Raw genomic sequence first — 25,833 nt, 5'->3', positions numbered from 1 at the left:
GCGAGAAAACTAACATGCGGCCTTCTGACTGTCAAGCCAAGCGGCCATTTGTTAAGAATATAACTGATATGTTCTTGGAGGTAAACTACACTTAACGGCTGCCGGAAAGCCATGTTTTAGATCCCTTTGTGCATCTCCCATTTGGCCCCCAAATTGATGCTTGCCGGCTGACTTTAAAAGAGAGTTCCATTTCTTATAGAGATATAAAGTCCTAACAACACTACGGCTCCCAGCCAGACTACCGGAAGGATCGTAGCCAGTCGTCCCAAGGGTTCAAGACCTCTGAGATCGGCTGGCCGGTGAGGATTTTTTCTCTGGCCGGCCTTGTAGGCCACCAAAATCGGATAGGCCAAGATGACCAGGCCCAAGATAAAGGTGGCCAAAAACAAAGCGGTGCTTCCCCAGTCTATATTGAGCCTGTAGTCAAAGATGCTGTAGCCCACCCTGGCCAGGTGATATTCCCGGAGAGCCTCCCGGCTGAAGGCCATGAAGAAGACGGTCAACAGCCCCACCACCCCGACAGGATAGACATATCGGAGGGGGTCGCTTTGGGCGGAGATAAGGATTGCCAGAAGGGCCATCGCTAGAAAAAGGGCTGTCCAGAAAATAGGGTTTGAGAGGAGGGCAGCTGGTTCTTCCATAAGCCAGGCTATTCCTGTCCCTGCGGAAATGGCAGAGAAGAAAAGGGCCTGTTTGCCACCCAGGGTGGCTACCCATTTAAGGTAGTTGGAGTCATAATCTGGGCGCCGCTGAAAGTAGCGAGCGTAGAACATGAGAAAGATACCGGTCACGGCCCAGGAGGAGAACACAAAGTGAAGTAGGCGAGGGAGATCAAAGGCCTTGAGGAGATCTCCTTGGGTGTTCACCCACCTCTCCCTAACCATCCATTCTCGCCAGAACTCCGGCTTAAGCTGTTCTATGGTGAGGGCGTGGATGATTATCGCCGCTGTTGTCAGGGCAGCTAAGGCCAAAATCAACCAGAGGGGATTTTTCCCTCTTTCTGCTCCTCTCAGATAAAAGGCATAGATAGAATAAAAGGCCACGATGACAGCTATAAGAAATGTCCATACCCATCGGGCCGACATTATATTGGCCGTGTACCAGAAAGGATCATAGAGGGTCTGGACAAACAAAAGGGGAGCCACCGCCAGGACAATGGCCAAGGAAAGGTTAACCGTGGCGGCCCGAGCCATGGCCCGGGAGAGCCTTTTGGGGTAGGGGCCTCCTTTGATCTCTCCCCAGAGGGCCAGGGTCACCCCTCCTATGACCAAATTGACGAAGATAATATGAAGGGCAAAGGTAAGGACCATGAGGATCTGGAAGACAAGCGGGTAGAAGGGTAGCCCCATAGGGTCACGGACGCTTTGGATATATTCGACGATTGTCATCCTTTAACCTCCTATTCTACTAAGGTGGCCAGATAGGCTGCGGCGGCTTCCTTTTCGGCCTCTGTTCCGGCAAAGGGTGGCATATATGGATAATCACCCAAGGCCTCAAGGAGGCCGTATATATCTTCGGCGGAGGTCAACCCCAGGCGCTCGAGAAGATCGGGGATAGGGCGCAGTAAACCGCCCCTTTTAAGGCTGTGGCAATTACTGCACTGGTGGAGGACTATCACCCTTCCTAAGGCCAGCTGGGCCTGGGGGTCGTTAAGGTCCTCTTGAGGACGAAAATAGACAGATTTGAGGAACCCTTCTTCTTTAAACCGGGTTAGCTCTTCGTTAACCCCTTTGGCCTTGACGGAGTGGGCAATGATCTGGTTGCCATACATGTACTTATTGATCACATAGGGCCTTCTGACCCCTTCTCTGAAGCCCTCGCCGGCCCCAATTCCTGCAAACAGAACCAAAAGCATTATCAGCCCTAGAGGAATCCGGATCATCTGGGGCCGCAGGAGACCAAAGAAAAGAAAGTAGGCAAAGACCACCCCGTAGACGGCCACAGCTACCTTGAGCAACACTTTGAGATAGGCCAGGCTGCCATCGAAGGCCAGCTCCTTGGCCTCAGGGGGGAGACTGCGAAGATACCAGAGGGCAAAAAGGGCTCCGCCCAGCAATCCAGCCATACCCCAGAGCGAGGCCTGCTTGGTAATCTCCAGTCTTACCGACTGATTTTTGATGGTTGCGGCCACTATAGTGGCATAGAGGGAGGCTATGGCTAACATTAAGAAAGTCCTGGCCAGGAGCTGGGGCCAATAAGTGGAGTTAAAGAAGCCATCAAAGAAGCTCCCCGTTTGGAGCCAACGGTCAGGGGTGAGCATGAAGGCCAGAATGCCAGTAATAATAACCATACTTATCCAGGCAGCCCAGGCGTATATCCAGCCCAGACGGAGGTGGGTCTGATCATCAACCTTGTCTAAGGTGTAGTAGTAGACATAGATGACCACCACCTCGATAAGAAAAAAGACCCATTCCGTGGCCCACCCCCAGACATAGTTGTGGATGAGGGCAGAGATGGATCTCGGGCTGGCCAGGGTGGCGGCAAACCATATCCCCACACCAGTAAGGGAGCCGATTACAAAACAGAAAACCAAGATAAGGAGAGTGTAGCGCTTGAGAAATTCCTTGAGCTCCGGCCGACCTTCATAGTAGGCCCGTCGCTCTATGTAGACATTGAACCAGAAGGCCCCGGTGGCCAGGTGGGAAGGCAAAATATGAAAGCTGGCGACAATGGCAATAACCAGGGCCGAAGTGATGGAAGGGAGTTCCCAAATTGGATACATCAGACGACCTCCCGCTAAGATGGGATTTATTAACCAAAACTATCGAAATCTGGTAACTATTCCTTAAACTCCTTTATCCGCTCAGATAAAAAGACCTCACTGGTGATAAAAGCCAAGGATCCACTCTAGGGAGGTTTTTTTTAAGTAGGTTGGCGTTAGTGGAGGCTGGGTGGAGCCGTGGCGGTCTCCAGGAGCTGTTTTTTGATCTCCCGAGCCAGCCTCTCTGAGGCCCTTTCAATAATTAAGATCTCCCGGAGAAGAGGAACGGCCTCCGGGGGAAGATCCCTCATGGCCCGAACCTCTTCCAGGACTCGGTTTCGGGCCTCCATTAGCTGGTTTAGCTCTTTAAGACGCCTCTCATGGAGGGCTTTTAGCAGGGCTACCGAGAGCTCTTTGAGCCGGAAGATGACCTCCATTTTATCCTTGTGGACATCTTCTCCCACCACCAAGCCTCCTCGTTTTTTTCACCTAATCGTCATTCTGTTCCAGGATGATAAAGATTCTTGTCATCATAAAAGGAAATGTTCTTTTTCTGGATCGGGGGCTTCCTAATAAAGGGAGAGGAGATGATTTAAGAATGTTAGCAGGCCGGGGAAGATGAGGGTCGTTAGGGCCAGGCCGTAGCTTAAGGCTGCCAGCCGGCAGGCCCTAAAGATGTCTTTAGTCGAGGGCAGACGCCCCTCCTGGTTGAAGTAGGGGCGTTTAATGAGGCTTTTTCCGTAGATGGTTGGCCCGGCTAATCTTACGTTAAGGGCCCAGGCAAAGGCTGCTTCTGGAACTCCGGCATTAGGGCTTTCGTGATACCTGGCCTCCTTAAGGGCACCTTTAAAGGTCTTAAAGACGGCCCTGGGGAAGAGAACTCCTGTAGCTAAAAGGATAAAGACCAGCCCCAGTCTGGCGGGAAGGAAGTTCAGGAGATCATCAAGTCGGGCGGCGGCCCAGCCAAACTCTCGGTAGCGTTGGTTCCTGTAGCCAATCATGGAATCCAGGGTGCTGGCCATCTTGAAGGTGTAAAGAAGCACCGGCCCCCCTAAGGCCAGATAAAAAAGGGGGCTTATCAGGCCATCGATAAGATTCTCGGCCACGGTCTCAATAGCCCCCCTGGCGACCTCTTCTGGAGAAAGATCGGCCGTCTGACGGCTAACCAAGAAAGAGAGCCTCTTGCGGGCCAGGGAAAGGTCTCTTTTTAGGGCTTGGGCCACGGAGGCAACCTCACCCATCAGGGTCCGGGCGCAAAGCCCATAGTATATGAGAACCATCTCCAGGAGAAAGCCCAGGTAGCGATTAAGGATGAAGGCAACCTTAAGAAGCCCAAAGACGGTGCCGGCGGTAAGAAGAAGGAGAGATCCGGTAAGTATGGCCCCCTGGAGCCGTGGTGGCAGGGGGAGCCTTCTGGCCAAAGGCTCACCTATTTCGATGGCTGACCCCATGAGTCTTACCGGGTGGGGGAGGTGAGGGGGATCTCCCCAGATAAGATCAGCTAAGGCTCCGGCTGTAAGGGCCAGAGGCTTGGTTGGGGCCAGGATCCAGGGTGTCATTTAAGCTCAAGGGCCTCAAAGAGGGCTTTAAGGTCGATGTGGTTTTCCACCAGATCAGCCAAACGGTCGAATTCTTTCTGGCGAAGCTTCCGGTATTTTATTCCATCTTTTAGGGGGGGGAGGCCCTTTAAGGCCCGGATCTGGTTGAGAAGGGCCCGCCTTAGCTCATCGTTGTCAAATAGGCCGTGAAGGTAGGTCCCTATAACAAAGGGACGAGATCGCCAAAATCCGAGATCCGGTCTTTCGGGAAAAAGGGGTTCGGCCTCCCCTTGAAGGTGGCTTCTTCCCATATGTATTTCGTATCCTCTGGTGCGTCCTCGGTATCTGAGAAGAGGGACCTCAAGCTCCTGATCAAGGTTTTGCAGGACTTTGACGCCTTCAAAGGTGGTCTTAAGAGGCAGAAGACCCAGCCCCCGGGCCCGGGAGACTTTTGCCTCTACTCCTTGAGGGTCAAGGACCTCTTCCCCAAGCATCTGGTATCCTCCACAGATACCTACGACCGGTTTTCCAGCCTGGGCGGCCTCAATTATGGCCCGGGCCAGGCCACAATCCCAAAGCCAGATGAGGTCGCTCACCGTGGCCTTGCTCCCAGGAATGATTATCAAATCAGCCCCGTCCAGTTCCTCCGGGCGGCGGATATAGCTAATAGCTACATCGGGTTCGAGGGCCAAGGGTAGAAAATCGGTAAAATTGGCTATTCGGGGTAACCGAACAATGGCTATTTTAAGCTCGGCCCTCTCCGATCCTCCGTCCCGGACATAGACTCCGTCTTCTTCATCGACCAGAAGATTATGAAGATAAGGCACCACTCCGATTATGGGCACAGGCACTATCTGGGCAAACATCTCCAGGGCCGGTCTGAGAAGGGCAATATCTCCCCGGAATTTGTTGATGATAAACCCCTTAATTAGGTCCCGATACTCCTGGGGGATAAGGTCATAGGTGCCTTTAAGCCAGGCAAAGACTCCGCCACGGTCTATGTCGCCGACAATGTAGACCCGGGCCTTGGCGTAGGCGGCCATGCGCATGTTGACTATCTCTCGGGCCTGAAGATTTATCTCCGCCGGGCTTCCCGCTCCCTCAATGACGATTACCTCGTAGTCCTGGCTGAGAGAGTCGTAGGCCTGGCGAACGACGCGCCAGTGTTCCTCAAAACGTCGGTAGTAGTCTTTGGCCTTTAAGTTACCCCTTGCTTGCCCCATGATAATTACCTGGGAGGCGCTATCGGCCGTGGGCTTGAGAAGGATAGGGTTCATGCGGGCCTCAGGGAGTATCCCGGCGGCCTCGGCCTGATAGGCCTGGGCTCGGCCGATTTCTAGCCCTTCAGGGGTGACAGCCGAATTCAAGGCCATATTCTGGGCCTTGAAGGGAGCCACTCGGTAGCCTCGCCGGGCCAAAAGTCGGCATAGACCAGCAGACAGCAGACTTTTCCCCACTCCAGAGCCGGTGCCCTGGAGCATGAGGGCCTTGGCCTTACTCATGTCTTAGATGGTCACTCGGGCTTCTTCCAGAATTTTGTCGGCAAAGTGAAAGAGAAAGTCTCTCTGGGCTCTATTGGCATAAGCGATACAGGAACACCTCAGGTTGACTCGACTTCGAATAAGAAGCTCGAACTTCACGAAGCGCTCTCCCAGCTCAATGGAGAAGTAATAGGGACGGCACTGGGGGTGCTGACACTGGATCTCGGCCAGAAGATCATCTGGTACCGGTAGCCAATAAAGCCCCTCCATGGGGGAGGGCTCACAGTAACGCTCCAGTTGCTCCCGGATACGTTTTACCTCTTCGGTTTTAAGTTCATCTATAAGATATTGTCTCAAGATCCCTCTCCTCTTTCCTCCTCGCCTTCTTCAGTCTCTTTCTTGATTTCCTTCATGAAGGTGCGCACCCTTTTGGCCATCTCTCGGAGACGTTGATCAGCGAGATAAAAGAGGCTTCCCTCCTCATAAGAGCCGTCGGGCTGGCGTTTGCCGGCAGGGTAGCCGGTGAGAATCTCCAGGGCCTCTTCTACCGTTTCTACGGCCCAAATGTGAAAAAGCCCCTTGGATACAGCCTCAAGGACCTCTTCTTTGAGCATCAGATCAGCAATATTGGCCTTAGGGATGATCACCCCCTGGTTGCCGGTAAGGCCCCTGTCCCGACAGACCCTGAAGAACCCTTCGATCTTTTCCGTGACTCCGCCTACAGGGAGGAGCTCTCCCTTCTGGCTCACGGCTCCGGTGACGGCGATCCCCTGATCGATGGGGACATTGGCCAGGGCCGAGATAATGGCAAACAGTTCGGCCCCTGAGGCCGAATCTCCCTCCACCAGGCCGTAGCTCTGTTCAAAGGTAAGGGAGGCTGTAAGGGTAAGGGGTTTGTCGTAGGCGAACCGCTCCCGTAGAAACCCCGAGAGAATCATCACTCCTTTGGTGTGAATCTTCCCCGAGAGATCGGCCTCGCGTTCGATATTAATCACCCCTTCTCGACCGATAGCAATATTGGCGGTGATCCTTGTAGGCCGACCGAAGGCATAGTCTCCTAGGTCATAGACCGAAAGGCCGTTTACTTGGCCCACGGCCTGGCCATCGGTGGGGATACGGATGAGATCCTTGATGATGGCCTCGTGGAGATGTTCCTCGGGAAGCCGGGCCCGAAACTCTCTCTCCTCTATGGCCTGCTGGACATGCTTGGCCGTAATGTGAGGGCTTTTTTCCTCCCGGGCCCAGAAATCTGCCTCCTTAAGGAGATCATATATCTCCTGGATTTTAAGAGAGAGCTTGTCCTGTCGCCCGGCGAGCTGGCAGGAGAACTCAATTAGCCGGGCCAGCCCTGTCTTGTCGAGGTGAAGGAGACCCTCTCGCTGAACGATAGCGGCCACCGTGGCCAGAAACTGACGGGTGTGAGGCTCGTCGCGATCAACCCAGTGATCCAGATGGGCCTTGACCTTAAATATCTCCCTGAAGGAATCATCAAGAAGAAATAGAAGATGATAAACAAACGGGTCGCCCAGGAGAATCACCTTTGCCCTTAAAGGGATTGGTTCGGGGCGAAGGGTTTTGGTGGTGAAAAGGCCAAACTGCTCCCCGAGATCTTCGATCTTGATCTCCCCGGCCCTAATGGTCCTCTTTAGCCCCTCCCAGGAGAATGGGTGGCGAAGAAGATCGAGGGCCTTGACAATCAAAAAACCCCCGTTGGCCCGGTGAAGGGCACCGGCCTTGATCATGGTGAAATCTGTCACCAGGGCTCCAAAGAGGGCCCTTCTCTCTACGAAACCAAACAGATTGGGATAGGTAGGGTTGGCCTCAAAGACTACCGGGGCCCCCTCGGTTTCAGAGTTGTCAACAATGACGTTGACCTCATAGCGGGTGAAGCTCGGCCCTGGCGGGGGAAAGGGCATCGGCATGGGCATAGGGCCCGGAGGATGGGCCGGAGGGCGCGTTTTTAGCTCGTCAATGTGGTTCAGAAGATCGTCTTTTACCTCATCGAGATAGGCCTGGACAGCCGGGGTTTCTTGATATCGGTCCTTGATCTCCTGGATGAACATGCCGATGGCCTGGAGGGCCACCTCCCGGTCTAAATCCTTCAGACGACGGCGGAGCTCCTTCTCCAGTTCTTGGATGCGACGGGCAGTGGCGTTTAGTTCCTTCTGAAGGGCGTCACCGGTCTGTTTGATCTTTTCCCGTTCGGTTTCGGGAAGGGCCATAATCTCTTCGGGGGTAAAGGGTTTCCCATCCGGCTTTATGGGGAAGATCATCATCCCGGTGGGTTCAACGCTAAGGCCAAAACCCTCGGCCCGAACCTTCTTTTCTAACCCTTCAAAGATCTCGGCCCGCTGGCGGTTGAACTGGCGGATAACCTCTTCTTTGCGGTTGATATAGGCCTCGCTCTCGAAGATCTCTGGAATCTTGGTCTTTAGGTTTTCCACCAGCTCAGCCATATCTTTTTGGAATTGGCGGCCCTTGCCTGGAGGAAGCTCGATCGCCTTGGGATGATCGGGGTCTTTAAAATTGTGTACGTAACACCAGTCTGAGGGGCGAGGGAGCCGTCTGGCAGTCTCGGAGACCAGACGTTTGGTGATATAAGCCCCCCCGGTCATAGCCGGACCGGCCACAAAGATGTTGAACTCCAGATCCTTGAGCCCCAGACCAAGATGAAGGGCCTTTACCGCCCGCTCTTGGGCCATGACTCCATCTTCAAGGGGAGGGATCTCTTCGGTGGAATTCACCCCCAGGGAGTCTGGATCCACCTGAAGACGGAGCCTATCTGCTGGAAGTCGCCACCTTTCACCTCTGGCCATCAGAACCTCCTTGGGGTTTCCCTGGTGCGCGCCCTTTAAGGTTTTCGCTAATCTACCCAAGGCTTGAACCCTTTGACAAGGAAAATAAGGCTAAAGGGGCTAATGTATGGCTATCTTTTTCAATCTCAGGGCGTTGGCGACTACCGAGACAGAGCTCATGGCCATAGCCGCCGCGGCCACCATGGGATTCAATCTCCAGCCAAAAAGGGGATAAAAGAGTCCGGCGGCCAGGGGAATGGCCAGAATGTTGTAGCCAAAGGCCCAGAAGAGATTCTGTTTAATTATTCGCAAAGTTGCCCGGCAGAGACTTATCGTCTGGGGAACCAGTCTGAGGTCTTCTCGCATAAGGGCCACGTCGGCCGATTCAAGGGCGATGTCTGTTCCCGAAGAAAGGGCCACCCCCAGATCTGCCTGGGCCAGGGCCGGGGCGTCATTGATGCCGTCACCGACCATCATAATGGAGAGCCCCTCTTTTTGTAGCTCCCGGACTTTTTCGGCTTTGGCCTGGGGCATGACCTCGGCCAGGAAGTCGTCGAGGGCCAGCTCTCTGGCGATGGCCGCTGCGGTGGGCTGATTGTCTCCGGTGATCATCATCACCTTAAGCCCCAGTTCCTTGAGTTCTCTGACTACCTCCTTGGCCTCCGGCCGAAGGGTATCGGCAATGGTCAGAAAACCCAGGACCTCATCCCTTAGGGCCACCAGGATGACTGTTCGGCCACTGGCGGCCTCTGAGGTCATTTTCTCCTGAAGGATTTGGGGGACAGGGGCCCTTTTCCCCACCCAGTCTGGCTTTCCCACCAGAAGTCGATGGCCTTTGAGGTCGCCGGCAAGGCCTTGGCCGGGGTAAGCAGAGACGTTTTGCACCTTTGGCAGTTCAAGCCCTCTGGCGGCTTCAACAATGGCCTTAGAGAGGGGATGTTCTGAGTGGACTTCCAGGGCGGCGGCCAGTCGAAGAAGCTCTTCGGCCATCTGGCCCTCGGCGGGAAAGATGCCCCTTACCTCAGGACGCCCTCTGGTCAGGGTGCCCGTTTTGTCAAAAAGACAGACCCTGACCCGGGCCCCCTCTTCCAGGGCCAGGGCATTTTTGACCAGAATTCCGGTTTCGGCCGCCCGGCCGGTGCCTACCATAACCGCTGCCGGAGTGGCCAAACCCATGGCGCAGGGGCAGGCAATAACCAGTACGGAAACAAAAGACAGAAGGGCATTGGTTAATCTGGGTTCGGGCCCCAGAAGGAGCCAGACGGCCAGGGTCAAAGCGGCGATGCTCAAGACAATCGGGACGAAGATGCCAGCCACCTTGTCAGCCAGACGTTGAATTCGGGCCTTAGAACCTTGAGCCTCTTCGACCAGGCGGGCGATGGTGGCCAGAGTGGTCTCTTGGCCAACCTTTTCCACCCGGAAGCGGAAGGCCCCATAGAGGTTGAGGGTTCCGCCAATGACCTTGGCCCCGGGGGCCTTTTCCACCGGAAGGCTCTCCCCGGTGAGCATGGATTCATCGATAGCCGTCTCTCCTTCGATGATTACTCCGTCGGCCGGAAGGCGTTCTCCGGGGCGAACAAGGACCAAGTCTCCAGGAAGCAGGGCCTCAGCTGGAATCTCTACCTCTTGACCTTCCCGGATGACCCGGGCCATGGCCGGAGTGAGGCTGAGGAGCTTGCGGACGGCCTCGGTGGCCCGTCCCCGGGCCCTTGTCTCCAAATAACGGCCCAGAAGGACAAAGGCGATGATCATGGCCGCCGAGTCATAATAGACGTGAAGGGGCAGACCGGCAGAGACAAAGGGCTTTGGCCAGAAAGTTACTACGGCCGAATAAAAAAAGGCCGAAAGCGTGCCCAGAGAGACCAGGGTGTTCATGTCTGTCCGGCGATGTCTGAGGCCCTCAAACGCCCCCTTAAGGAACTCCCAGCCGGCATAAAACTCCACCGGACAGGTAAGGACAAAAAGAATTACCCTTCTCAAATCCGGGGGGATCTGGGAGACCACAGGGAAGACCTTCTCCATGGAAAGAAAGAAGATCAGGGGGCCAAGGCTCCAGGCCACCAGAAGACGTCTTTTGAGCTCAGAGAGTCTTTCGGCCTCAGAGGAGGCCAGCAAAGTCTCTGGTCTCGGGCCTAACTCTAGAAGCCGGTAGCCTTCTTTTTCGATGGCCTCCCGAAACCGAGGCGGACCAGTAAGCCCGGGGTCGTAAATGATGCGGGCCTTGGCCGAGGCCAGATTAACCGAGGCCTCAAAAACCCCGGGGATCTTGGAGAGGGCCTTTTCCACCCTGGCCGCACAGGCCGCACAACTCATTCCCGATATGGTGACCAGGGCCGTTTCCCTCTGAGCCCGGGGAGCAATGAGTTCATAGCCCTCCTTCTTTACCAGGGCAGCGATGTCTTCAGGGGAGATTTTTTGCGGGTCATAGGTTACTTTAAGCTTTTGGGCGGCAAAGTTAACCGAGGCCTCAAAAACCCCGGGGGCGTGACGGAGGATCTTTTCAATGCGGGCGGCGCAGGCGGCACACCCCATGCCCGAAACTTTAAAGAAATCGGTTTTCTGAAGGGGGGCCTTACTTTCTCCGGGCAGAGAACAGGTCTCAGGAGAATCGTTCATCTAGCTTACCACCTGATAGCCGGCCTCTTTAATGGCCCGGGCAATTTCTTCCATTTTTACCCCTTCTGATCGTTCAAAGGTGGCTGTGCCTGCTTTGAGATCTACGCGGACATCCTTCACACCACTAATACCCTCTAAGGCCTTAATTACCCGGTTGGCACAGTGCTGACAGCTCATTTTCGAGATCTTGATGGTCATCTGGGGCATGGAATCCTCCTCACTATGAAGTTATTTTAATCTACCACGGACGGCCCAAACGTAGAAATGGCGTCCCTTTTTAAGACCCACTCCCACGGCCCCTTTGGTTAGGTAAAGGGCCCAGGCCCACAGAGGGTCGTAGAAGCTGGTGGTGGATGACCAGTAAAACTCTTTAACCTCCCGGAAGGGATGGTCCGGGGAGAGGGCCGGGGAGTGGTTCTGGGCATCAACCAGAGATTCGAGTTCGTTAATATTCGGAAGACGCCAGTCGGAGAACCCGGCCAGGGCCATTTGGTTGATATTCTCTACCACCTCGAAGGCCTCTTCCCAGGTGGTGAGCCCCGGGGCCAGATCAGCCGAAATGGTCCAGTGAAGGCCGGTTAGGCGGTCCAGAACAGCCTCTTCCTGGACCGCAAAACGAGGGTAAGGCCAGGGGACACCCATTTTTAATTCTCCGTCCTGTCCGGTGCCCCGGCAGGGGATGGGGGCCCCGTTGGCACTATAGCACCTCCTCTGGCCGGTGGCTGGGAGAATGGAACTTTGGCCCCGAACGGGCCACAGAAGACGGCCGTCTTCCTTATGGCTGTAAAACATCCGACCGCCGCCGAAGTGGATGTTCCAGGCATAACGGGGGTTGATTGCCGCTGTGGTGGAAGTCCAGTACCAGCCGTGAAAGACACCCTCAAAGGGATGATCCGGGGGAAGAACGGGATTTTTGGCCTCCAGCCAGAGGAGACTGCGAAGCTCCCGCCGGTTGGGAAGACGCCAGTCAAAAAAGCCCAGAAACCCTTGGCGGTTTAATCCCTTGACCGTCTCCAGGGCCTCCTGCCAGGTGAGTGGAAACTGGAAGTGGTCAGCCCTCTTGGGCCAGGTAAGCCCGGTAAGGAGGTCGTGAACCAGAGGGCCCTTGGTCTTAAAACGCCCCTTGAGAAAGGCTCCAATCCTTAATTCTCCGTCCTGTCCGGTGCCCCGGCAGGGGATGGGGACCCCGCTGGAGTCATAGCACCTCCTCTGACCAGTTGAAAGAATCACCATGCTTTTATCTTTAATCCAATGAAGGGCCTTTCTCAAAGAACTCCGGCGCTTTAAAAGAGGGCGTCCAGGTAGCTCCTGGTGGCCTCAAGAAGGGTGTAGGGACGGGCGGCCTCCTTGAGAAACTCCGGCTGGGGCGGGGAGCTTAGCGTCTGATACATGGCCTGGGCAAGGGAAGTGGCATCGCCGACCGGCACCAGAGGACCATAGCGCCCTTCAGCCAGGATCTCCCGGGGGCCGTGAGGGCAGTCGGTGGAGACCACCGGGGTTCCCAGGGCCAGGGCCTCGATGAGAACCGTGGGTAACCCCTCCCTGATGGAGGAAAGAGCCACCAGGTCGGCCCGGGCGATAAAGGGGTAAGGGTTGGCCCGGAAGCCGACCAGTGAGACATCCTGGCCAAGACCAAGCTCCTCGACAAGGGCCTTTACTCGCGGATATTGCCGGCCCTGGCCAAGGATGATGAGATGGGCCTTAAGGCGCCTTCTAAGAAGAGAGAAGGCCCGGATTAAGGTGGGAATGTCCTTTACCGCCGAGAGCCGGCCAACGGAAAGGATTACCGGGACTCCTTTTTCCCTCAGCCAGGGATGTCCTGGATCCTCTCGGGCCAGAGCCTCAAGCTCCGGGACGATAACCGGATTCCTGACCAGCTTAAGGCGTTTTTTATCCAGGGCGAAGTTTTGGGCCAGGTCCTCAAGAACCCCTTTAGAGACACCCATAACCACATCGGCCTGACGATAAAGGCGGGCGATTTTCCAGGCCTTAAATCTCCAGGTAAAGCGCCTCAGGCCTCCTCCCTCTCTTAGGCGTTGGGAAAGGACCGTGCCTACCAGGATGGCCACTTGAGCTTCGGGGACCTGACCTTTGGCCAGGATGGCCAGGCGATCGTCTTTCAACTTAGCGGTTAGAAGGATCTGAGGTCTGGCCTTCTTTAAATAAGCTACAAGGGCCGCCAAAGGATCCTCTTTTAGGGTAATAAGCCCCACTTTTTCTCTTACTGCTTCCAGAAAAGGGCCGCCCTTTCGGATAAGAAAATCCACCTGCCAGCCCGTTTTATGTAAGCCTCGGGCCAGATTGCAGAGGACCCGCTCCACCCCTCCGGTGTCGAAGTCAGTAATGAGGATTCCCAGACGCTCCTTCATCTCTCGGCAAGTCCCAGGGTCCGAAGATAAAGAGGGATAACCCGGCTGGCGTGGTATCTCATGGCCCCTGAGCGTAAGGCCTCTCTATCCGGGGGGCTACTTAGGCTCGCCTCCATGGCCCTGGCCAGGGCCTCGACCTCTTTTGGCGGGACCAGCATACCCAATCGACCCTGCTCAAGGATCTCCTCTGGCCCCGGGCCACAGCTTGTGGAGACCACCGGGGTTCCCAGGGCCAGGGCCTCAATGAGAACCGTGGGCAAGGCATCCCAGGTAGAAGAAAGGGCCACCAGATGGGCCCTTTTCATGTAGGCATAAGGGTTTTTGACGAATCCGGGCATGTCAATCAGGCCCTGAAGATCCAACTCCCGGATCAGGCCCTCTAGCTGAGGGCGAAGACTTCCCTCCCCCAGGATGAGAAGACGGCAGGATCTGTCTTGAGAGACAAGAATGGAGAAGGCCTTAATAAGGGTGGGGAAGTCTTTTTCCTTTTCCAGGCGTCCCACCCCCAGGATGACTTTGACCCCGGGCTGAGAAAAGAAGGGATGATCCACTGGCTCCTGGGCCAGATGGAAGAGGGTATCGTCAAAGGCCGGGTTGGGTATGGTCCAGATTTTTTCCGGGGAAAGACGCAGGAGGTCTCGGGTGTCTTCGGCCGTGGCCCGAGAGATAGCGATGAGGCCATCGTTTAGAGGGTAGTATTTTTGGAGGTCTTTAAGGCGTCTTTTCCGCTTGGATGGTCGGAGGTTTTTGAGCTTGACGGACATGGGGCCATGGATGACGCTAAAGATCCTGGTCTTCCCGGCGACCAAGTCTCTGGCCCGCAGGCAGAGGGTGTTTTCACGAATGCGGTGAGTAATCAGGGCCTGGGGCCTTTTCCTTCGCAGGTACCAGGCCAGCTTGGCCAGCTGGATGGCGGCGTTGGAGCTTCCTAGGTCAAGAGTGCGAATCCCGGGGGCCAGGTCTCCGATCAGGTTCTCTTTGGTCCGCCGGACGAGAAGGTCTACCTCCAGCCCCTCTTTCAGAAATCCGTTGGCTAAATAGGTGGAGATTCGGGCTACGCTTCCTCCATTGGTTGGACCGACGTAAATGGCTATCTTCATTTGAGCTCCCAAAAACTTGCTGGCCCCAGAGGGGATAGGGGATATATAATGACACGGGGTCCCCGGAGGGGGCAAGGAGGCGGTCTTGGAGAAAAAGCTGATTCTGGGCTGTGGGGCTCTTAACCTTGATTTTTTTTATGAGGTCGATGACTTTGCCGGTCTGCCTCTAGACCTTACCCCTGGCAGGGAGGTTTGGGGCTCTCGGGAAGAGGCCCAGGCCCTAATTGGGTGGCTTCCATCAACCAGTTTAATTCATAAAGACGGCGGTGGATCGGCGGCCAACACCATCTTTGCCTTGTCCCTTCTCGGCTTTGCCACAATCTTTTTGGGCCGGGTGGGGCAGGACGGGGAGGGCGAGGAGGTGCTTTCCCTCTTCGGAGAGGTGGGCCGGGGTCTTATCGAAAGAAAGGGTAAGACGGCCCTCTGCCTTTCCCTTATCGGCCCCGGTCGAGACCGGGCCCTTTTCGTCTCTCCGAACCCTGAAGAGGGTGTCCCTGAGTTCTCTCCGCCCCAAGGGCTTGCCCACGTCCACCTCTCATCCTTCGTCAGCGCGGCTGGTCTTCAGGGTCAGATCAGATTACTTAAAGAATTAAGTAATCAAATTACCGTAAGTATTGATCCTGGCGAGATATATTGCCGGAGAGGCCTTGAGAGCCTTCTTTCCCTCTTAAGGAGAGCCAATCTTGTCTTTCTCACCTCCGAGGAGCTCCGGCTTCTTTCCCTGAGCCCGAGGGAGCTTCTTTCTCTGGGGCCGGAGCTGGTGGTGGTTAAGAAGGGGGCCAAGGGGGCCGAAGTATGGAAGGAGGACCGGGTGGTTCCCGTTCCGGCGGTTCCGGTTCAGTCGGTGGTTGATACCACCGGGGCCGGAGACGCCTTTGATGCCGGCTTTTTGGCTGCCTGGCTAAAAGGTGAGGATATTTTTCGCTGCGGTTTGGCTGGGGCCAGGCTTGCAGCTATAAGTCTTACCGGTTATGGAAGAGAAGGTCTGAGAAAGGCCAAACGATTACGAGAGGAGGTCTTTTCATGAAGAAGGCCGTAGCGGCATGTATTCTTTCCCTCTGGCTTCTGGGGCCCGGCTTGGCCCTGGCCACTTGTCCCTCAAAGGCAGATCTGGGCAAAGAGCTAACCCCCCTCTTTAATCACCCTGTAGAGGTAATAAATGTCCAGCCGGGGCCGTTTCCTGGTCTGTGTGAGGTGGGGCTTCAGGTGCTAAACGGTCCAAAGCTTATTCTTTATATCGATGAGACCGGCCGCTACGTAATTAACGGCCAGATCCTTGATGTTAAGGAACGTCGCAATCTAACCAAGGAGCGTTTGGCCGAATATAACCGGCTGGCCGAAGCCGATCTTAAAGAGCTGGATAAATTTGTGGCCTTTACTTATGGGGACTCTGGCCCCGAGATCTATTTCTTCATTGACCCAAAGTGTCCCTACTGTCATAAATCGGCCAAGGTCCTTAAGGAGCTGGCTGACGAGGGAAAGGTAAAGATCAAGGTTCTCTTTATGCCTCTGGCCTTTCACACCGGGGCCAAGGAGCAGGCCATCTCCATCATCTGTGATAACAAAGGTCTGGAAGGCTTTATCGCCAATTACAAATCCAATAACCAGTGTGCCGAGGGTAAAAAGCTGGTGGAAGGAAGCCTTAAGTTGGCCCGGCGCTATGGGATCAGTGGCACTCCTACGGTAGTTTTCCCCGACGGTCTGATCCAGGCGGGCTTCATGCCCAAGGGGGAGTTCGAACAGATGCTGAAAAGGCATCTTCAGAGATAACATTTCTCATCTCATCTTATGGCTTACCGTATCGGCTGGTTTACCACCGGCAGGGATGAGGCGGCCTTTGCCCTCCTTAATTGTGTCTGGGAGCGCATAAAAGAGGGGATTATCCCCGGGGAGATCAGCTATGTTTTTGTTTCCCGGGCCCCGGGAGAGGCCTCAGTTACCGACCAGCTCTTTGAGTTGGCCGGGAAGGTGGCCCCGGTGGTTCTTCACCTTTCGGCCCGGGATTTTGCCCCTGATCTCCGCCAGGAGAATCGGGAACTGTGGAGAGACCGCTACCACCAGGAGGTAGCGGCCCTTATCCGTCCTTATTCGGTGGAGGTCATCGTCTTGGCCGGTTACATGCTCATTGTTTCGGCCAGGATGTGTCAGGAGTTTCCTATGATTAACCTCCATCCGGCCCCACCGGGAGGCCCTGCCGGTACCTGGCAGGAGGTTATCTGGAAGCTCCTGGAGATGAGGGCCCCGGAGTCCGGGGTAATGATGCACCTGGTAACTCCGGAGCTCGACAAAGGGCCTCCGCTTACTTACTGCACCTTTAGCCTCAGGGGAGGGAAACTTGAGCCTCTTTGGGAGGCCTTTGAGAAGAAGGTAGCCGAAAAGGGCCTTCCGGCTGTTATGGCCGAGGAGGGGGAGAGCGAGCCCCTTTTTGCCGCTATTCGGGAAGAGGGGGTTAAAAGGGAGCTTCCCCTTATTGTTTATACCCTTAAGGCCCTGGCCGAAGGGAGGGTGAGGGTAGGTCAGGGAGAGGTTCTTGATAGCCGGGGTCTTCCTCTGAAACACCCCTATTGTCTAAATCAGGAGATCGAAGAGCATCTGAGGAGCGGAAGGTGGTAGGGTTATGAGTGACCTTCCTCGATTATTCATTTGCCTTGACTGTGAGGGTCCCATAACTCAAAACGACAACGCCTTTGAGATGGCCGAGGCCTTTATCCCCCACGGGGGAGGTTTTTTTGCCCGGGTGAGCCGATACGATGACTTTCTGGCCGATGTCCTCAAACGCCCCGGTTATAAGGCCGGGGACACCTTGCGCCTTATCCTTCCCTTTTTTAAGGCCTTTGGCCTTACCAATCAGGAGATCCGGCGCTTTTCTCGCAAGACTTTGAGGCTTCTTCCCGGGGCCTGCGAGTTTCTGGCCTGGGCTAAAGAGAGGTACCCTACCTTTATTATCTCTACCAGCTATCGTCCCTATCTTGATGCCCTCTGTGAGGCCTGTTCCTTCCCTCCGGAGAATGTCTTCTGCACCGAGGTTGATCTTGACTCCCAGGGGCTTTCCGAAGAAGAAAGGCGAATTCTTGAGGAGCTGGCCCAGGAGATCGCCGCCATGCCTCTTCTGGATTGGCCTGAGGGGGCCAAGGGGCCGGATGATCTCGAGCCTGAGATGCGTCAGGTCTTTGAGCGTCTGGATGAGATATTCTTTTCTCTTCTTCCGCGACTTTCGGTAGGGCGCCTTCTAAAGGAGGTCAATCCTGTCGGGGGGCAGGAGAAGGCCCGAGCCACAGAAGAAGCGGCTCAAAGGGTGGGGCTTCCGCTTTCATCGGCCATCTACGTGGGAGACAGCATTACCGATGCTCCGGCCCTTGAGGAGGTGCGGCGGGCAGGAGGGCTTTCGGTCTCCTTTAACGGGAATCGCTATGCCCTCCGGGCGGCGGAGGTGGCCGTGGTGGCCTATGATGTCCGGGTGATTGCCCTGATGGTAGAAATCTATCGTCAGAGGGGGCGTCAGGCCCTGAGAGGGCTTCGGCGAGATTCAGCCCTTCTGTCTCTCCTGCCTCCGGAGATCCAGAGCGGGCTGGACAAACCCTTTGAGATCTACGAGGTCAGGGAGGAAGATCTCCCCCGCTTAATAGAAATAAGCGAGAACGCCCGTAAGGCAGTAAGAGGGGTGGCCATCGGGGCCTTGGGTTAACCCCTTGTCAGTTTTTAGGGCGGGCTTATCTTTTGCCGAGATGATACCTATTCAGGACAGCATTCCCAGAAGGTGTCCCCCTCTTGTTACCTGGGGCCTTATTGGTCTTAACACCCTGGTCTTTCTCTACGAGCTCAGTCTCCCCAGGGAGAGTCTGGAGCATTTTTTCTACCTGTTTGGTATAGTCCCGGCCCGCTATACCCACCCTGACTGGGCCGTTTGGTTTGGGCTGGCCATGGATGACTACTGGCCCTTTCTTACCTCCATGTTTCTTCACGGAAGCTGGGTCCACTTCATTGGCAATATGTGGACACTCTGGATCTTCGGCGACAACGTCGAAGATCAGATGGGGCCCTGGCGTTTTCTGATCTTCTATCTCCTCTGCGGCCTGGCTGCCGGGGTGGTCCACGTGCTTTTAAACCCTCATTCTACTGTTCCCACTATCGGAGCCTCGGGGGCTATATCTGGCGTCATGGGGGCCTACTATGCCCTTTTCCCCCTGGCCCGCATAATTGTTATGATTCCTATATTTTTCTTTCCCTTCTTCTTTGAACTTCCGGCCATCCTTTATCTGGGTCTCTGGTTCCTCATCCAGCTTACCAGTGGCACCCTGAGTCTGGCCTTGCCGGCCGCCCACGGAGGAATCGCCTGGTGGGCCCATGTCGGAGGGTTCGTGGCCGGAGTTATCCTTTATCGTTTCTTCCTCAGTCGGGGGAGACCGTGTCGCTACTATCCAGACGAATCTATACCCTGGGGGGTTAACTGGCCCCAGGGACACCAAAACTATCGTTGACCTCGGAGGCAAGAGATGAACGTTTTTGATATTTTCTGGCTGTTTTTTATGATTACCGCCCTTCAGCCCATCTTGAGGCAGCGTTTTCTGGAGGCGGCCAGACAGCGAATGATCGCCAAGATCGAAAAATCTCGGGGTTCACGGGTTATACTCCTGGTGCATCGTCAGGAGACCATGAGTCTCCTTGGTTTTCCCATTGTTCGTTACATAGACGTCAATGATTCTGAGCAGGTCATCAGGGCTATTCACCTCACCGATAAGGACGTCCCCATTGACCTGATTCTTCATACCCCGGGAGGGTTAGTGCTGGCAGCCCTTCAAATAGCCCGGGCCGTTAAGCGCCACCCTGCCAAGGTAACGGCCTTTATCCCCCACTACGCCATGAGTGGAGGCACCCTTATCGCCTTGGCTGCTGATGAGATTGTCATGGACGAGCACGCCGTCCTTGGTCCGGTGGACCCTCAGCTTGGTCAGTTTCCGGCGGCTTCTCTGGTTCGGGTGGTCAGGGAAAAGCCTCTGGATAAAGTCGATGATCAGACCTTGATTATGGCTGACATGGCCGAAAAGGCCTTAAGGCAGATGAAGGCCAACCTCTCGGAGCTTCTGGCCGGCAAATATGAGCCCCAAAGGGTGGAGGAGCTGGCCGAGACGCTCTCTCAGGGCCGCTGGACCCACGATTATCCCATCACCTTTGATGAGGCCCAGCGTCTGGGGCTTCCGGTAAGTAAGGACATGCCTACGGAGATCTACCAGCTGATGAGCCTCTTTCCCCAGCCGGTAAGACAGCAACCCTCCGTGGAGTTTCTTCCCACCCCCCGTAAGGGACATGAGGGAGGGCAGGGGACAGGGCTCTTCTTTTAGCCATTACGGGAGGTGGCCTCAACGAAGGTCACCTTGACGGGGAGGCCCACCGTCTCCAGAATGGCCGCCTCCACCTGGGAAAGACGCTGGTGAAGACCGGGGATGCTCTCGACAAAAATATCAGGTGACATGGCTATTTTTATCTCTAAGGTCTGAAGATGACGTCTGGTTTTGATCTCTACCTCAAAGGAGACCTCCCTCTCTTTTAGGGTTTGGGAGATCAGTTTGCCCAGAATCTCCCGCGAAAGCTTAACTCCCCTGATAACCAGAAGTTCGTCGGTGCGCCCACTAATAGGGGCAATCCGCGGAGTGGTGCGGCCGCAGGGGCACTTCTCTGGGATGATCTTTGTTCGATCCCCGGTGCGGAAGCGGATAAGGGGGTTGGCCTTAACTGAAAGGGTGGTGACCACCAGCTCTCCCTCTTCTCCAGGGGGAAGGGGGGCCTGGCTTTCGGGATCAATAATCTCAGCGATGATGTGGTCGGCGGCCAGATGGAGTCCGTCTCGCGCCTCGCATTCATAGGCCATGCCAGGGCCGGCGGCCTCAATGATGCCATAGCCCGATAGGGCCTCGATGCCGAACCCTTCCTCAAGCTCTCTGCGGGCCGAATCGGTCAAGGTCTCTCCTACAAAGATGCCTCTCCTGAGAAAAAGGGGTTTCTTAACCCCGTTTTCCCGCAGCCAATCCAGGAGATGAAGCCCATATGAAGGGGTGGTGATAAGGACGCTGGTCTTAAAATCCCCCATGACCAGGAGCTGGTTGGCCGGCGAAACCGGGTCCGGGGGAATAACTACTGCTCCCAGGGACTCGGCCCCCTGGCGAAGTTCCTCTCCCCAGACAGCCATGCCTCTTTCAAGGCATATCTGAACGATGTCCTCCGGGCCTACCCCGCAGGCCTTGAGAAAACGGGTAACCAGTTCCTGGCGGGCCAGGACATCGGCTCGAGTGTAGCCCCTGACCACTGGTCGTTCGTGGACTCCGGGGAAAACGTGGATGCGGATGATGTCTTTCAGGGGTACGGCAAAGTGATCGTAGGGATAGTTTGCTGCCAGTTCCTGGCGGGTGGTGAAAGGTAGGCGGGTGATATCCTCAAGGCCTTTTATCTCCTCTGGCCCGATTCCGGCCTCGTCCATAAGTTTGCGATAAAAGGGGACCCGCTCATAGACACGGTTAATGGTGCTCTGGAGGAGTTCGGCCTGCCATTGGTTAAGGTCTTCTGGGGAAAGGTGTTCGATATTGCGGTCCATCTCAGACCTCCGCAAATTCTTTATAGTCTCGGCCCAGGTAGGCTCGACGGACATCTTCATCTAGGGCCAGCTCCTGGGCGGATCCCTGGAGCACAATGCGTCCAGTCTCAAGCACATAGCCCCGGTGGGCGATCTCCAGGGCCCGGCGGGCGTTTTGTTCCACAATGAGAATGGTCAACCCTTGGCGATTGAGCTCCAGGATCTTTTCCATGATAAAGTCCACCAGCTTAGGGGCCAGCCCCAGGGAAGGCTCATCAAGGAGCAGCAGTTTGGGGCGAGCCATAAAGGCCCGACCAATGGCCAACATTTGCTGTTCTCCACCGGAAAGGGTTCCCGCAAGCTGTTTTTCGCGTTCTTTAAGGCGAGGAAAGAGCCGATAGACTTCTTCCAAATCGGCCAGAACGGCCCTCTTGCCCTCCTGACGCCAGCGATGATAGGCCCCCAGCTCCAGGTTCTCCCGGACAGTAAGGGGAGCGAATATCTGGCGACCTTCAGGCACCTGGGAGATTCCCAGGCGGACAATTTGATGGGGAGCAAGGTGGTGGATGGGGACCCCTTCAAAGAAAATCTCTCCTTCCCGGGCTGAAACCAGGCCGGAGACGGTCAGGAGCAGGGTGGTCTTCCCGGCTCCGTTGGCCCCTATGAGACAGACTATCTCTCCCCGATCCACATGAAGAGAGACATTCTTTAAGACCAGAATCCTTCCATAGGCAGTGTAAAGATTTTTGATCTTCAGCATGACAGCTACCCCAGATAGACGGCGATGACCTCTGGATGACGCTGGATCTCCCGAGGGGTGCCTTCGGCTATCTTCTGACCATGGTCGAGAACCACCACCTCTTCAGCCAGGTTCATGGTCATATTCATGTCGTGTTCGACCATGAAGATGGTGACCCCGGAGCGACGTATCTCCAGGATATGTTCACAGAGGATTTCCTTCTCCCGGCCGTCAAGGCCGGAGGCGGCCTCATCCAGAAGGAGGACCTTGGGAGAGGTGGCCAGGGCCCGGGCGATCTCCACAAAGCGCTGGAGTCCGAAGGGCAGGTTGGCCACCGGCTCTTGGGCCCTGGCGGCCAAACCGAAGCGTTCTAAGATCTCCAGGGCCTTATCTTGGGCAGCCTTTTCCTTGCGCCACCAAGAGGGCGCCCTTACCAGGGCCCCAAGGGTGCTTACTCCGGCCCGGAGGTAGAGACCGATGAGAACATTTTCTAAGACGGTCATGTTCTCAAAAAGTTCCAGGTTCTGGAATGTTCGGGCGATGCCACGGCGGGCAATTTCGTGGGGCGGCAGTACGGTGATCTGTTCTCCCTCAAAGAGGATCTCCCCTGCATCTGGTCGATAATGGCCGGTGATGAGGTTAAAGGTGGTGGTCTTGCCGCTACCATTGGGGCCAATAAGGGCCTTTATTTGCCCGGCCCGGATGTCGAAATCCACCTGGGATACGGCCATAAGGCCGCCGAAGGCCTTCTGAAGCCCCTTTACCGAGAGAATTACCTGGTTCGCCACAGGTTTCCTCCTCTGGTTAGGGCTAAAAGACCCCGAATGAGGCCTTCAGGCATGAAAATCATCACCACTACCAGGATGAGACCAAAGACTATTACGTCATAGTCTTCCAGAACTACTAAGAACTCTGGCAGCACCGTTAGAAGGACTGTGCCGGCTAGGGCCCCCCAGAGATTGGCCATTCCTCCAATGACCACCATGGTCACTAGCTTGACAGAGAAGATAAAACCAAAGGAAGTAGGGGAGATAAAGGTAACGAAATGGGCGTAAAGGACACCGGCCAGGGCGGCCAGAACAGCGCTGAGCACAAAGACAATCACCTTGAGTCTCATGGTATTAATGCCCATGGCCTGGGCCGCAGCCTCGCTGGTGTGGATGGCCATAAGGGATTTGCCGAAGGGAGAATCCACCAGATTTACCGCCATGAAACAAACAAAAGTCAGGATCCCCCAGATAAGAAGAAAATATTCCACCGGTTTGGTTAGCTCATGGCCCATGATCTTGAGCAAGGGGATGCCCACCAGACCAGAGGGCCCGCCGGTGAGCCAGGTCATCTCCTTAAAGAAGACATAGACAATGACCCCAAAGCCGAGGGTGGCCATGGCCAGATAATGTCCCTTTAGCCTCAGGGTCGCCAGGGCCAGGATTAAGGCCACCAGAGCGGAAAAACAGAGCGCGGCCAGCCAAGCCAGGGGCTGGTTGAGACCATAGGTGGCGGTCAAGATCCCTGAAGTATAGGCCCCTAAACCGTAGAAGGCGGCATGTCCAAGGGAGACCTGACCGGCATAGCCCATGAGGAGAGATAGTCCTACGACGATAATGGCGTTTATGCCCAGGATAACCAAGACGTTAAGGTGATAGTCATTTTGGATGGCAAAAGGAACCACCAGGGTAAAGACCAAAAGTCCTAAAACTCCGAGGTGATCCTTCTTGAAGCCAGGCATCAGAGCTTCTTAACCTCCTTGAGTCCGAAAAGACCCTGGGGACGGAGAAGGAGCACCAAGATGAGGATGAAGAAGGCCACGGCGTCTTTATAGGCCGAAGATATCAAGCCAGCGGCTAAGGACTCAAGGATCCCCAAAAGGAAGCCTCCCATTATGGACCCCAATCCACTTCCCAGGCCGCCTAGAACAGCGGCGCAAAAGCCCTTGAGGCCCAGCATGGTGCCCATATCATAGGTGGCAAAGGTAATGGGTGAGATGACCATGCCGGCAATGGCCGAGGTGGCTGCACTCAAGGCAAAGGAGATGAGAACAAGAGGGGAGACGTTAATCCCTATCAGGCTGGCTGCCCGCTGACTCACAGCGCAGGCCCTCATGGCCTTACCCATAATGGTTCCCTGAAAGAACCACTGGGTAAGGGCTACAGCTACCAGCCCTACCCCCAGGACCCAGAGGCCTTGGGGGATCAGGGTGGCTCCCATAATGAATATGGGCTTCTCACCGGAGAAGGCCGGAACAGGTAAAGGGTCTTTGCCCCAGATAAGCATGGCCACTCCCTTGATGAGGATGGATACCCCAATGGTGATGATGATCAGAACCAGGGGGCTGGCCTTTCTGGCGGGCCTAATGGTGAGGCGTTCCATCATTACTCCCACTGCGGCCACAATGGCCATGGTGATCACAAAGGCCAGGGGCAGGGGGAGAGAGGTGTGTTGGCAGAGGGTGGCCAAAATCATGGCCCCCAACATAACAAATTCACCCTGGGCGAAATTTATAACCTCGGTGGCGTTAAAGATGATGGTAAAGCCCAGGGCGATAAGGGCGTAGATGGCCCCATTGGTGAGTCCGGAGAACAGATATTGTAGAAGTTCACTCATAGAGAAAAGGCCTCAGAGATTTGAGGCCGGAGTATGCCACAGGGAAGGGCGACCATCAAGGCAGGGCCCGGGGGCTCTTCCCCGGGCCCTTTGAAGATATCAGTCTTTGAGGAGTTCCCAGTTGCCGTTTTTGATTACCACCATGACAAAGGCCTCTTTTTCATCAAGACCGTTGTGATCCTGGGGAGACATATTGAAGATTCCATGGATTCCGACAAAGCCTTTAATGTTCTCCAGGGCCTGTCTGATCTTGGCTCGGTCGGCCCCGGCTTCCTTAAGGGCCCTTACCAGAAGCCCAAGGGCGTCATAGGCATGACCACCAAAGGCAGACGGCTCCTGGCCGTAGCGGGCCTTGTATTTGGCAATGTATTCTAAAAGGATGGCCTTCTGGGGGTCAGAGTCGGGAAGCTTATCGGCTACCAAGATTTTCCCTGCCGGAAGGATAATTCCCTCAGCGGCTGGCCCGGCTAGCTGGATGAATTTTTTCGAGGCCACTCCATGGCTCATATAAAGGGGAACATTGAACCCTAGCTGACGCATGTTTTTGGCCACAATGGCCGGCCCAGGATTGGTTCCCCAACAGATGACCGCCTGGGGTTTAAGCCCTCTTATCCTGGTTAGCTGAGGGGTCATGTCCACGTCTTTGGGGCCGAAGATCTCGTCGGCCACCAGCTCGATGCCGAACTCGGGGGCCAATCTCTTCAGCTCCTCTCGGCCGCTTTGACCAAAACCGGTGGAGGCAGTGATGATGGCCACGCGCTTAAGGCCCTTTTTCTTCAGGTGGCCATAGATGCGCTTTACGGCCATGCGATCGGTCTGAGGGGTCTTAAAAACCCAGGGCTTTACCGGCTCGGTAATCTTAACGCCAGCGGCGCAGGAGATCAGAGGGACTCGATAACGTTCCACAAAGGGGATCACGGCCATGGTAGTTCCTGTACGGCTGGGGCCGATAATGGCCAGAACCCGGTCCCTGGAAATAAGCCGCTGGACCTTTTTGACGGCGTTGGTTTCATCACCTTCGGTATCATATATGATGGCCTCCAGGGGGTGACCATTTATCCCGCCGGCCTTGTTGATTTCCTCAACCATCATCTCTAGGGTATTGCGCTCTGGCTCCCCGATAAAGGAGGTCGGGCCGGTGATGGAGAAGACAGCACCTATTCGGTAGGCCTGGGTCGCCAGGGCCGAGCCGACACCGGCCAGCCAGGCCAGGAGCAAGGCAAGCGAGAAGAATCTCTTCATGGAATCCCTCCTTATAGAAAATTTTTAGATTGCCGGGATGATAGCTTTCAAAGACTGCCGGTGTCAACGAAAAGAGATCCAAG

General features: G+C 55.4%; 24 protein-coding genes. 6 read left to right on the top strand and 18 right to left on the bottom strand.

Annotation, left to right across the window (positions count from 1 at the left end):
* Positions 1-173 precede the first annotated feature (173 nt).
* The 12 genes from G4V39_RS01410 to G4V39_RS01355 form a co-directional block, all read right to left on the bottom strand.
* Positions 174-1,388, bottom strand: coding sequence for a hypothetical protein (locus G4V39_RS01410; RefSeq protein ID WP_166031233.1), 1,215 nt, complete (start codon positions 1,386-1,388; stop codon positions 174-176).
* Between the two features lie 11 nt (positions 1,389-1,399).
* Positions 1,400-2,722, bottom strand: a complete 1,323-nt coding sequence (locus G4V39_RS01405; RefSeq protein ID WP_166031232.1) for a c-type cytochrome — start codon at positions 2,720-2,722, stop codon at positions 1,400-1,402.
* A 155-nt stretch (positions 2,723-2,877) separates the two neighbouring features.
* Positions 2,878-3,165: a hypothetical protein gene (locus tag G4V39_RS01400; RefSeq protein ID WP_166031231.1), complete on the bottom strand. Its 288-nt coding sequence runs from the start codon at positions 3,163-3,165 to the stop codon at positions 2,878-2,880.
* A gap of 105 nt (positions 3,166-3,270) precedes the next feature.
* Positions 3,271-4,260 (bottom strand): adenosylcobinamide-phosphate synthase CbiB, encoded by a 990-nt coding sequence (gene cbiB, locus G4V39_RS01395; protein ID WP_166031230.1) that lies wholly within the window; start codon positions 4,258-4,260, stop codon positions 3,271-3,273.
* Positions 4,257-5,741, bottom strand: coding sequence for a cobyric acid synthase (locus G4V39_RS01390; RefSeq protein WP_166031229.1), 1,485 nt, complete (start codon positions 5,739-5,741; stop codon positions 4,257-4,259). The genes cbiB and G4V39_RS01390 overlap by 4 nt, the downstream gene beginning before the upstream one ends.
* A gap of 3 nt (positions 5,742-5,744) precedes the next feature.
* Entirely contained in the window at positions 5,745-6,077 is a 333-nt protein-coding gene (locus G4V39_RS01385; RefSeq protein WP_166031228.1) for a hypothetical protein, read from the bottom strand.
* Complete coding sequence (locus G4V39_RS01380) at positions 6,074-8,536, bottom strand: Lon protease family protein (RefSeq protein WP_166031227.1); 2,463 nt, start codon at positions 8,534-8,536, stop codon at positions 6,074-6,076. Before G4V39_RS01380 ends, G4V39_RS01385 begins: the two co-directional genes overlap by 4 nt.
* A gap of 99 nt (positions 8,537-8,635) precedes the next feature.
* Positions 8,636-11,131, bottom strand: a complete 2,496-nt coding sequence (locus G4V39_RS01375) for a heavy metal translocating P-type ATPase (protein WP_166031226.1) — start codon at positions 11,129-11,131, stop codon at positions 8,636-8,638.
* Complete coding sequence (locus G4V39_RS01370; RefSeq protein WP_166031225.1) at positions 11,132-11,329, bottom strand: heavy-metal-associated domain-containing protein; 198 nt, start codon at positions 11,327-11,329, stop codon at positions 11,132-11,134.
* A 30-nt stretch (positions 11,330-11,359) separates the two neighbouring features.
* Positions 11,360-12,364 carry an Lcl C-terminal domain-containing protein gene (locus G4V39_RS01365; protein ID WP_166031224.1) on the bottom strand — a complete coding sequence of 335 codons (1,005 nt, stop codon included), beginning with the start codon at positions 12,362-12,364 and terminating at the stop codon, positions 11,360-11,362.
* Between the two features lie 50 nt (positions 12,365-12,414).
* Complete coding sequence (locus G4V39_RS01360; protein ID WP_166031223.1) at positions 12,415-13,500, bottom strand: glycosyltransferase; 1,086 nt, start codon at positions 13,498-13,500, stop codon at positions 12,415-12,417.
* Positions 13,497-14,600 carry a glycosyltransferase gene (locus G4V39_RS01355; protein ID WP_166031222.1) on the bottom strand — a complete coding sequence of 368 codons (1,104 nt, stop codon included), beginning with the start codon at positions 14,598-14,600 and terminating at the stop codon, positions 13,497-13,499. Before G4V39_RS01355 ends, G4V39_RS01360 begins: the two co-directional genes overlap by 4 nt.
* Before the next feature lie 85 nt (positions 14,601-14,685).
* On the opposite strand from G4V39_RS01355, the gene G4V39_RS01350 reads away from it, so the two are divergent.
* The 6 genes from G4V39_RS01350 to G4V39_RS01325 are packed head-to-tail and all read left to right on the top strand — an operon-like array spanning position 14,686 to position 19,939.
* A complete protein-coding gene (locus G4V39_RS01350; RefSeq protein WP_166031221.1) occupies positions 14,686-15,627 on the top strand; it encodes a PfkB family carbohydrate kinase in 942 nt (313 codons plus the stop codon).
* Entirely contained in the window at positions 15,624-16,370 is a 747-nt protein-coding gene (locus G4V39_RS01345) for a DsbC family protein (protein ID WP_166031220.1), read from the top strand. Before G4V39_RS01350 ends, G4V39_RS01345 begins: the two co-directional genes overlap by 4 nt.
* 18 nt (positions 16,371-16,388) lie before the next feature.
* Positions 16,389-17,213 (top strand): phosphoribosylglycinamide formyltransferase, encoded by an 825-nt coding sequence (purN, locus tag G4V39_RS01340; protein ID WP_166031219.1) that lies wholly within the window; start codon positions 16,389-16,391, stop codon positions 17,211-17,213.
* A gap of 4 nt (positions 17,214-17,217) precedes the next feature.
* The gene (locus G4V39_RS01335) at positions 17,218-18,285 is read left to right on the top strand and encodes a haloacid dehalogenase-like hydrolase (RefSeq protein ID WP_166031218.1); all 1,068 of its coding nucleotides are present in this window, start codon (positions 17,218-17,220) and stop codon (positions 18,283-18,285) included.
* A gap of 40 nt (positions 18,286-18,325) precedes the next feature.
* Positions 18,326-19,078, top strand: a complete 753-nt coding sequence (locus G4V39_RS01330) for a rhomboid family intramembrane serine protease (RefSeq protein ID WP_166031217.1) — start codon at positions 18,326-18,328, stop codon at positions 19,076-19,078.
* A gap of 15 nt (positions 19,079-19,093) precedes the next feature.
* Positions 19,094-19,939, top strand: a complete 846-nt coding sequence (locus G4V39_RS01325) for an SDH family Clp fold serine proteinase (protein ID WP_166031216.1) — start codon at positions 19,094-19,096, stop codon at positions 19,937-19,939.
* Here G4V39_RS01325 and G4V39_RS01320 read toward each other — a convergent pair.
* The 6 genes from G4V39_RS01320 to G4V39_RS01295 form a co-directional block, all read right to left on the bottom strand.
* Positions 19,936-21,246: a phenylacetate--CoA ligase family protein gene (locus G4V39_RS01320; RefSeq protein WP_166031215.1), complete on the bottom strand. Its 1,311-nt coding sequence runs from the start codon at positions 21,244-21,246 to the stop codon at positions 19,936-19,938. The genes G4V39_RS01325 and G4V39_RS01320 overlap by 4 nt on opposite strands.
* The gene (locus tag G4V39_RS01315) at positions 21,188-21,925 is read right to left on the bottom strand and encodes an ABC transporter ATP-binding protein (protein ID WP_166031214.1); all 738 of its coding nucleotides are present in this window, start codon (positions 21,923-21,925) and stop codon (positions 21,188-21,190) included. The genes G4V39_RS01320 and G4V39_RS01315 overlap by 59 nt, the downstream gene beginning before the upstream one ends.
* Positions 21,926-21,930: 5 nt before the next feature.
* The gene (locus G4V39_RS01310; RefSeq protein WP_246169700.1) at positions 21,931-22,692 is read right to left on the bottom strand and encodes an ABC transporter ATP-binding protein; all 762 of its coding nucleotides are present in this window, start codon (positions 22,690-22,692) and stop codon (positions 21,931-21,933) included.
* Entirely contained in the window at positions 22,677-23,633 is a 957-nt protein-coding gene (locus G4V39_RS01305) for a branched-chain amino acid ABC transporter permease (protein WP_166031213.1), read from the bottom strand. Before G4V39_RS01305 ends, G4V39_RS01310 begins: the two co-directional genes overlap by 16 nt.
* Positions 23,633-24,508, bottom strand: coding sequence for a branched-chain amino acid ABC transporter permease (locus G4V39_RS01300; protein WP_166031212.1), 876 nt, complete (start codon positions 24,506-24,508; stop codon positions 23,633-23,635). Before G4V39_RS01300 ends, G4V39_RS01305 begins: the two co-directional genes overlap by 1 nt.
* 99 nt (positions 24,509-24,607) lie before the next feature.
* Positions 24,608-25,750, bottom strand: a complete 1,143-nt coding sequence (locus tag G4V39_RS01295) for an ABC transporter substrate-binding protein (RefSeq protein ID WP_166031211.1) — start codon at positions 25,748-25,750, stop codon at positions 24,608-24,610.
* Between the last annotated feature and the right edge of the window lie 83 nt (positions 25,751-25,833).

It is taken from the genome of Thermosulfuriphilus ammonigenes (assembly GCF_011207455.1).
GTDB classification, from domain to species: domain Bacteria; phylum Desulfobacterota; class Thermodesulfobacteria; order Thermodesulfobacteriales; family ST65; genus Thermosulfuriphilus; species Thermosulfuriphilus ammonigenes.
This window is presented reverse-complemented; position numbering and strand designations above follow the sequence as displayed.

Coding starts and splice junctions, on each gene's coding strand:
- G4V39_RS01330 (WP_166031217.1), top strand. CDS start 18,326: ATGATACCTATTCAGGACAGCATTCCCAGAAGGTGTCCCCCTCTTGTT.
- G4V39_RS01295 (WP_166031211.1), bottom strand. CDS start 25,750: ATGAAGAGATTCTTCTCGCTTGCCTTGCTCCTGGCCTGGCTGGCCGGT.
- G4V39_RS01360 (WP_166031223.1), bottom strand. CDS start 13,500: ATGAAGGAGCGTCTGGGAATCCTCATTACTGACTTCGACACCGGAGGG.
- G4V39_RS01410 (WP_166031233.1), bottom strand. CDS start 1,388: ATGACAATCGTCGAATATATCCAAAGCGTCCGTGACCCTATGGGGCTA.
- G4V39_RS01315 (WP_166031214.1), bottom strand. CDS start 21,925: ATGCTGAAGATCAAAAATCTTTACACTGCCTATGGAAGGATTCTGGTC.
- cbiB (WP_166031230.1), bottom strand. CDS start 4,260: ATGACACCCTGGATCCTGGCCCCAACCAAGCCTCTGGCCCTTACAGCC.
- G4V39_RS01380 (WP_166031227.1), bottom strand. CDS start 8,536: ATGGCCAGAGGTGAAAGGTGGCGACTTCCAGCAGATAGGCTCCGTCTT.
- G4V39_RS01365 (WP_166031224.1), bottom strand. CDS start 12,364: ATGGTGATTCTTTCAACTGGTCAGAGGAGGTGCTATGACTCCAGCGGG.
- G4V39_RS01370 (WP_166031225.1), bottom strand. CDS start 11,329: ATGACCATCAAGATCTCGAAAATGAGCTGTCAGCACTGTGCCAACCGG.
- G4V39_RS01320 (WP_166031215.1), bottom strand. CDS start 21,246: ATGAAGATGTCCGTCGAGCCTACCTGGGCCGAGACTATAAAGAATTTG.
- purN (WP_166031219.1), top strand. CDS start 16,389: ATGGCTTACCGTATCGGCTGGTTTACCACCGGCAGGGATGAGGCGGCC.
- G4V39_RS01390 (WP_166031229.1), bottom strand. CDS start 5,741: ATGAGTAAGGCCAAGGCCCTCATGCTCCAGGGCACCGGCTCTGGAGTG.
- G4V39_RS01305 (WP_166031213.1), bottom strand. CDS start 23,633: ATGCCTGGCTTCAAGAAGGATCACCTCGGAGTTTTAGGACTTTTGGTC.
- G4V39_RS01355 (WP_166031222.1), bottom strand. CDS start 14,600: ATGAAGATAGCCATTTACGTCGGTCCAACCAATGGAGGAAGCGTAGCC.
- G4V39_RS01375 (WP_166031226.1), bottom strand. CDS start 11,131: ATGAACGATTCTCCTGAGACCTGTTCTCTGCCCGGAGAAAGTAAGGCC.
- G4V39_RS01300 (WP_166031212.1), bottom strand. CDS start 24,508: ATGAGTGAACTTCTACAATATCTGTTCTCCGGACTCACCAATGGGGCC.
- G4V39_RS01335 (WP_166031218.1), top strand. CDS start 17,218: ATGAGTGACCTTCCTCGATTATTCATTTGCCTTGACTGTGAGGGTCCC.
- G4V39_RS01325 (WP_166031216.1), top strand. CDS start 19,094: ATGAACGTTTTTGATATTTTCTGGCTGTTTTTTATGATTACCGCCCTT.
- G4V39_RS01405 (WP_166031232.1), bottom strand. CDS start 2,722: ATGTATCCAATTTGGGAACTCCCTTCCATCACTTCGGCCCTGGTTATT.
- G4V39_RS01345 (WP_166031220.1), top strand. CDS start 15,624: ATGAAGAAGGCCGTAGCGGCATGTATTCTTTCCCTCTGGCTTCTGGGG.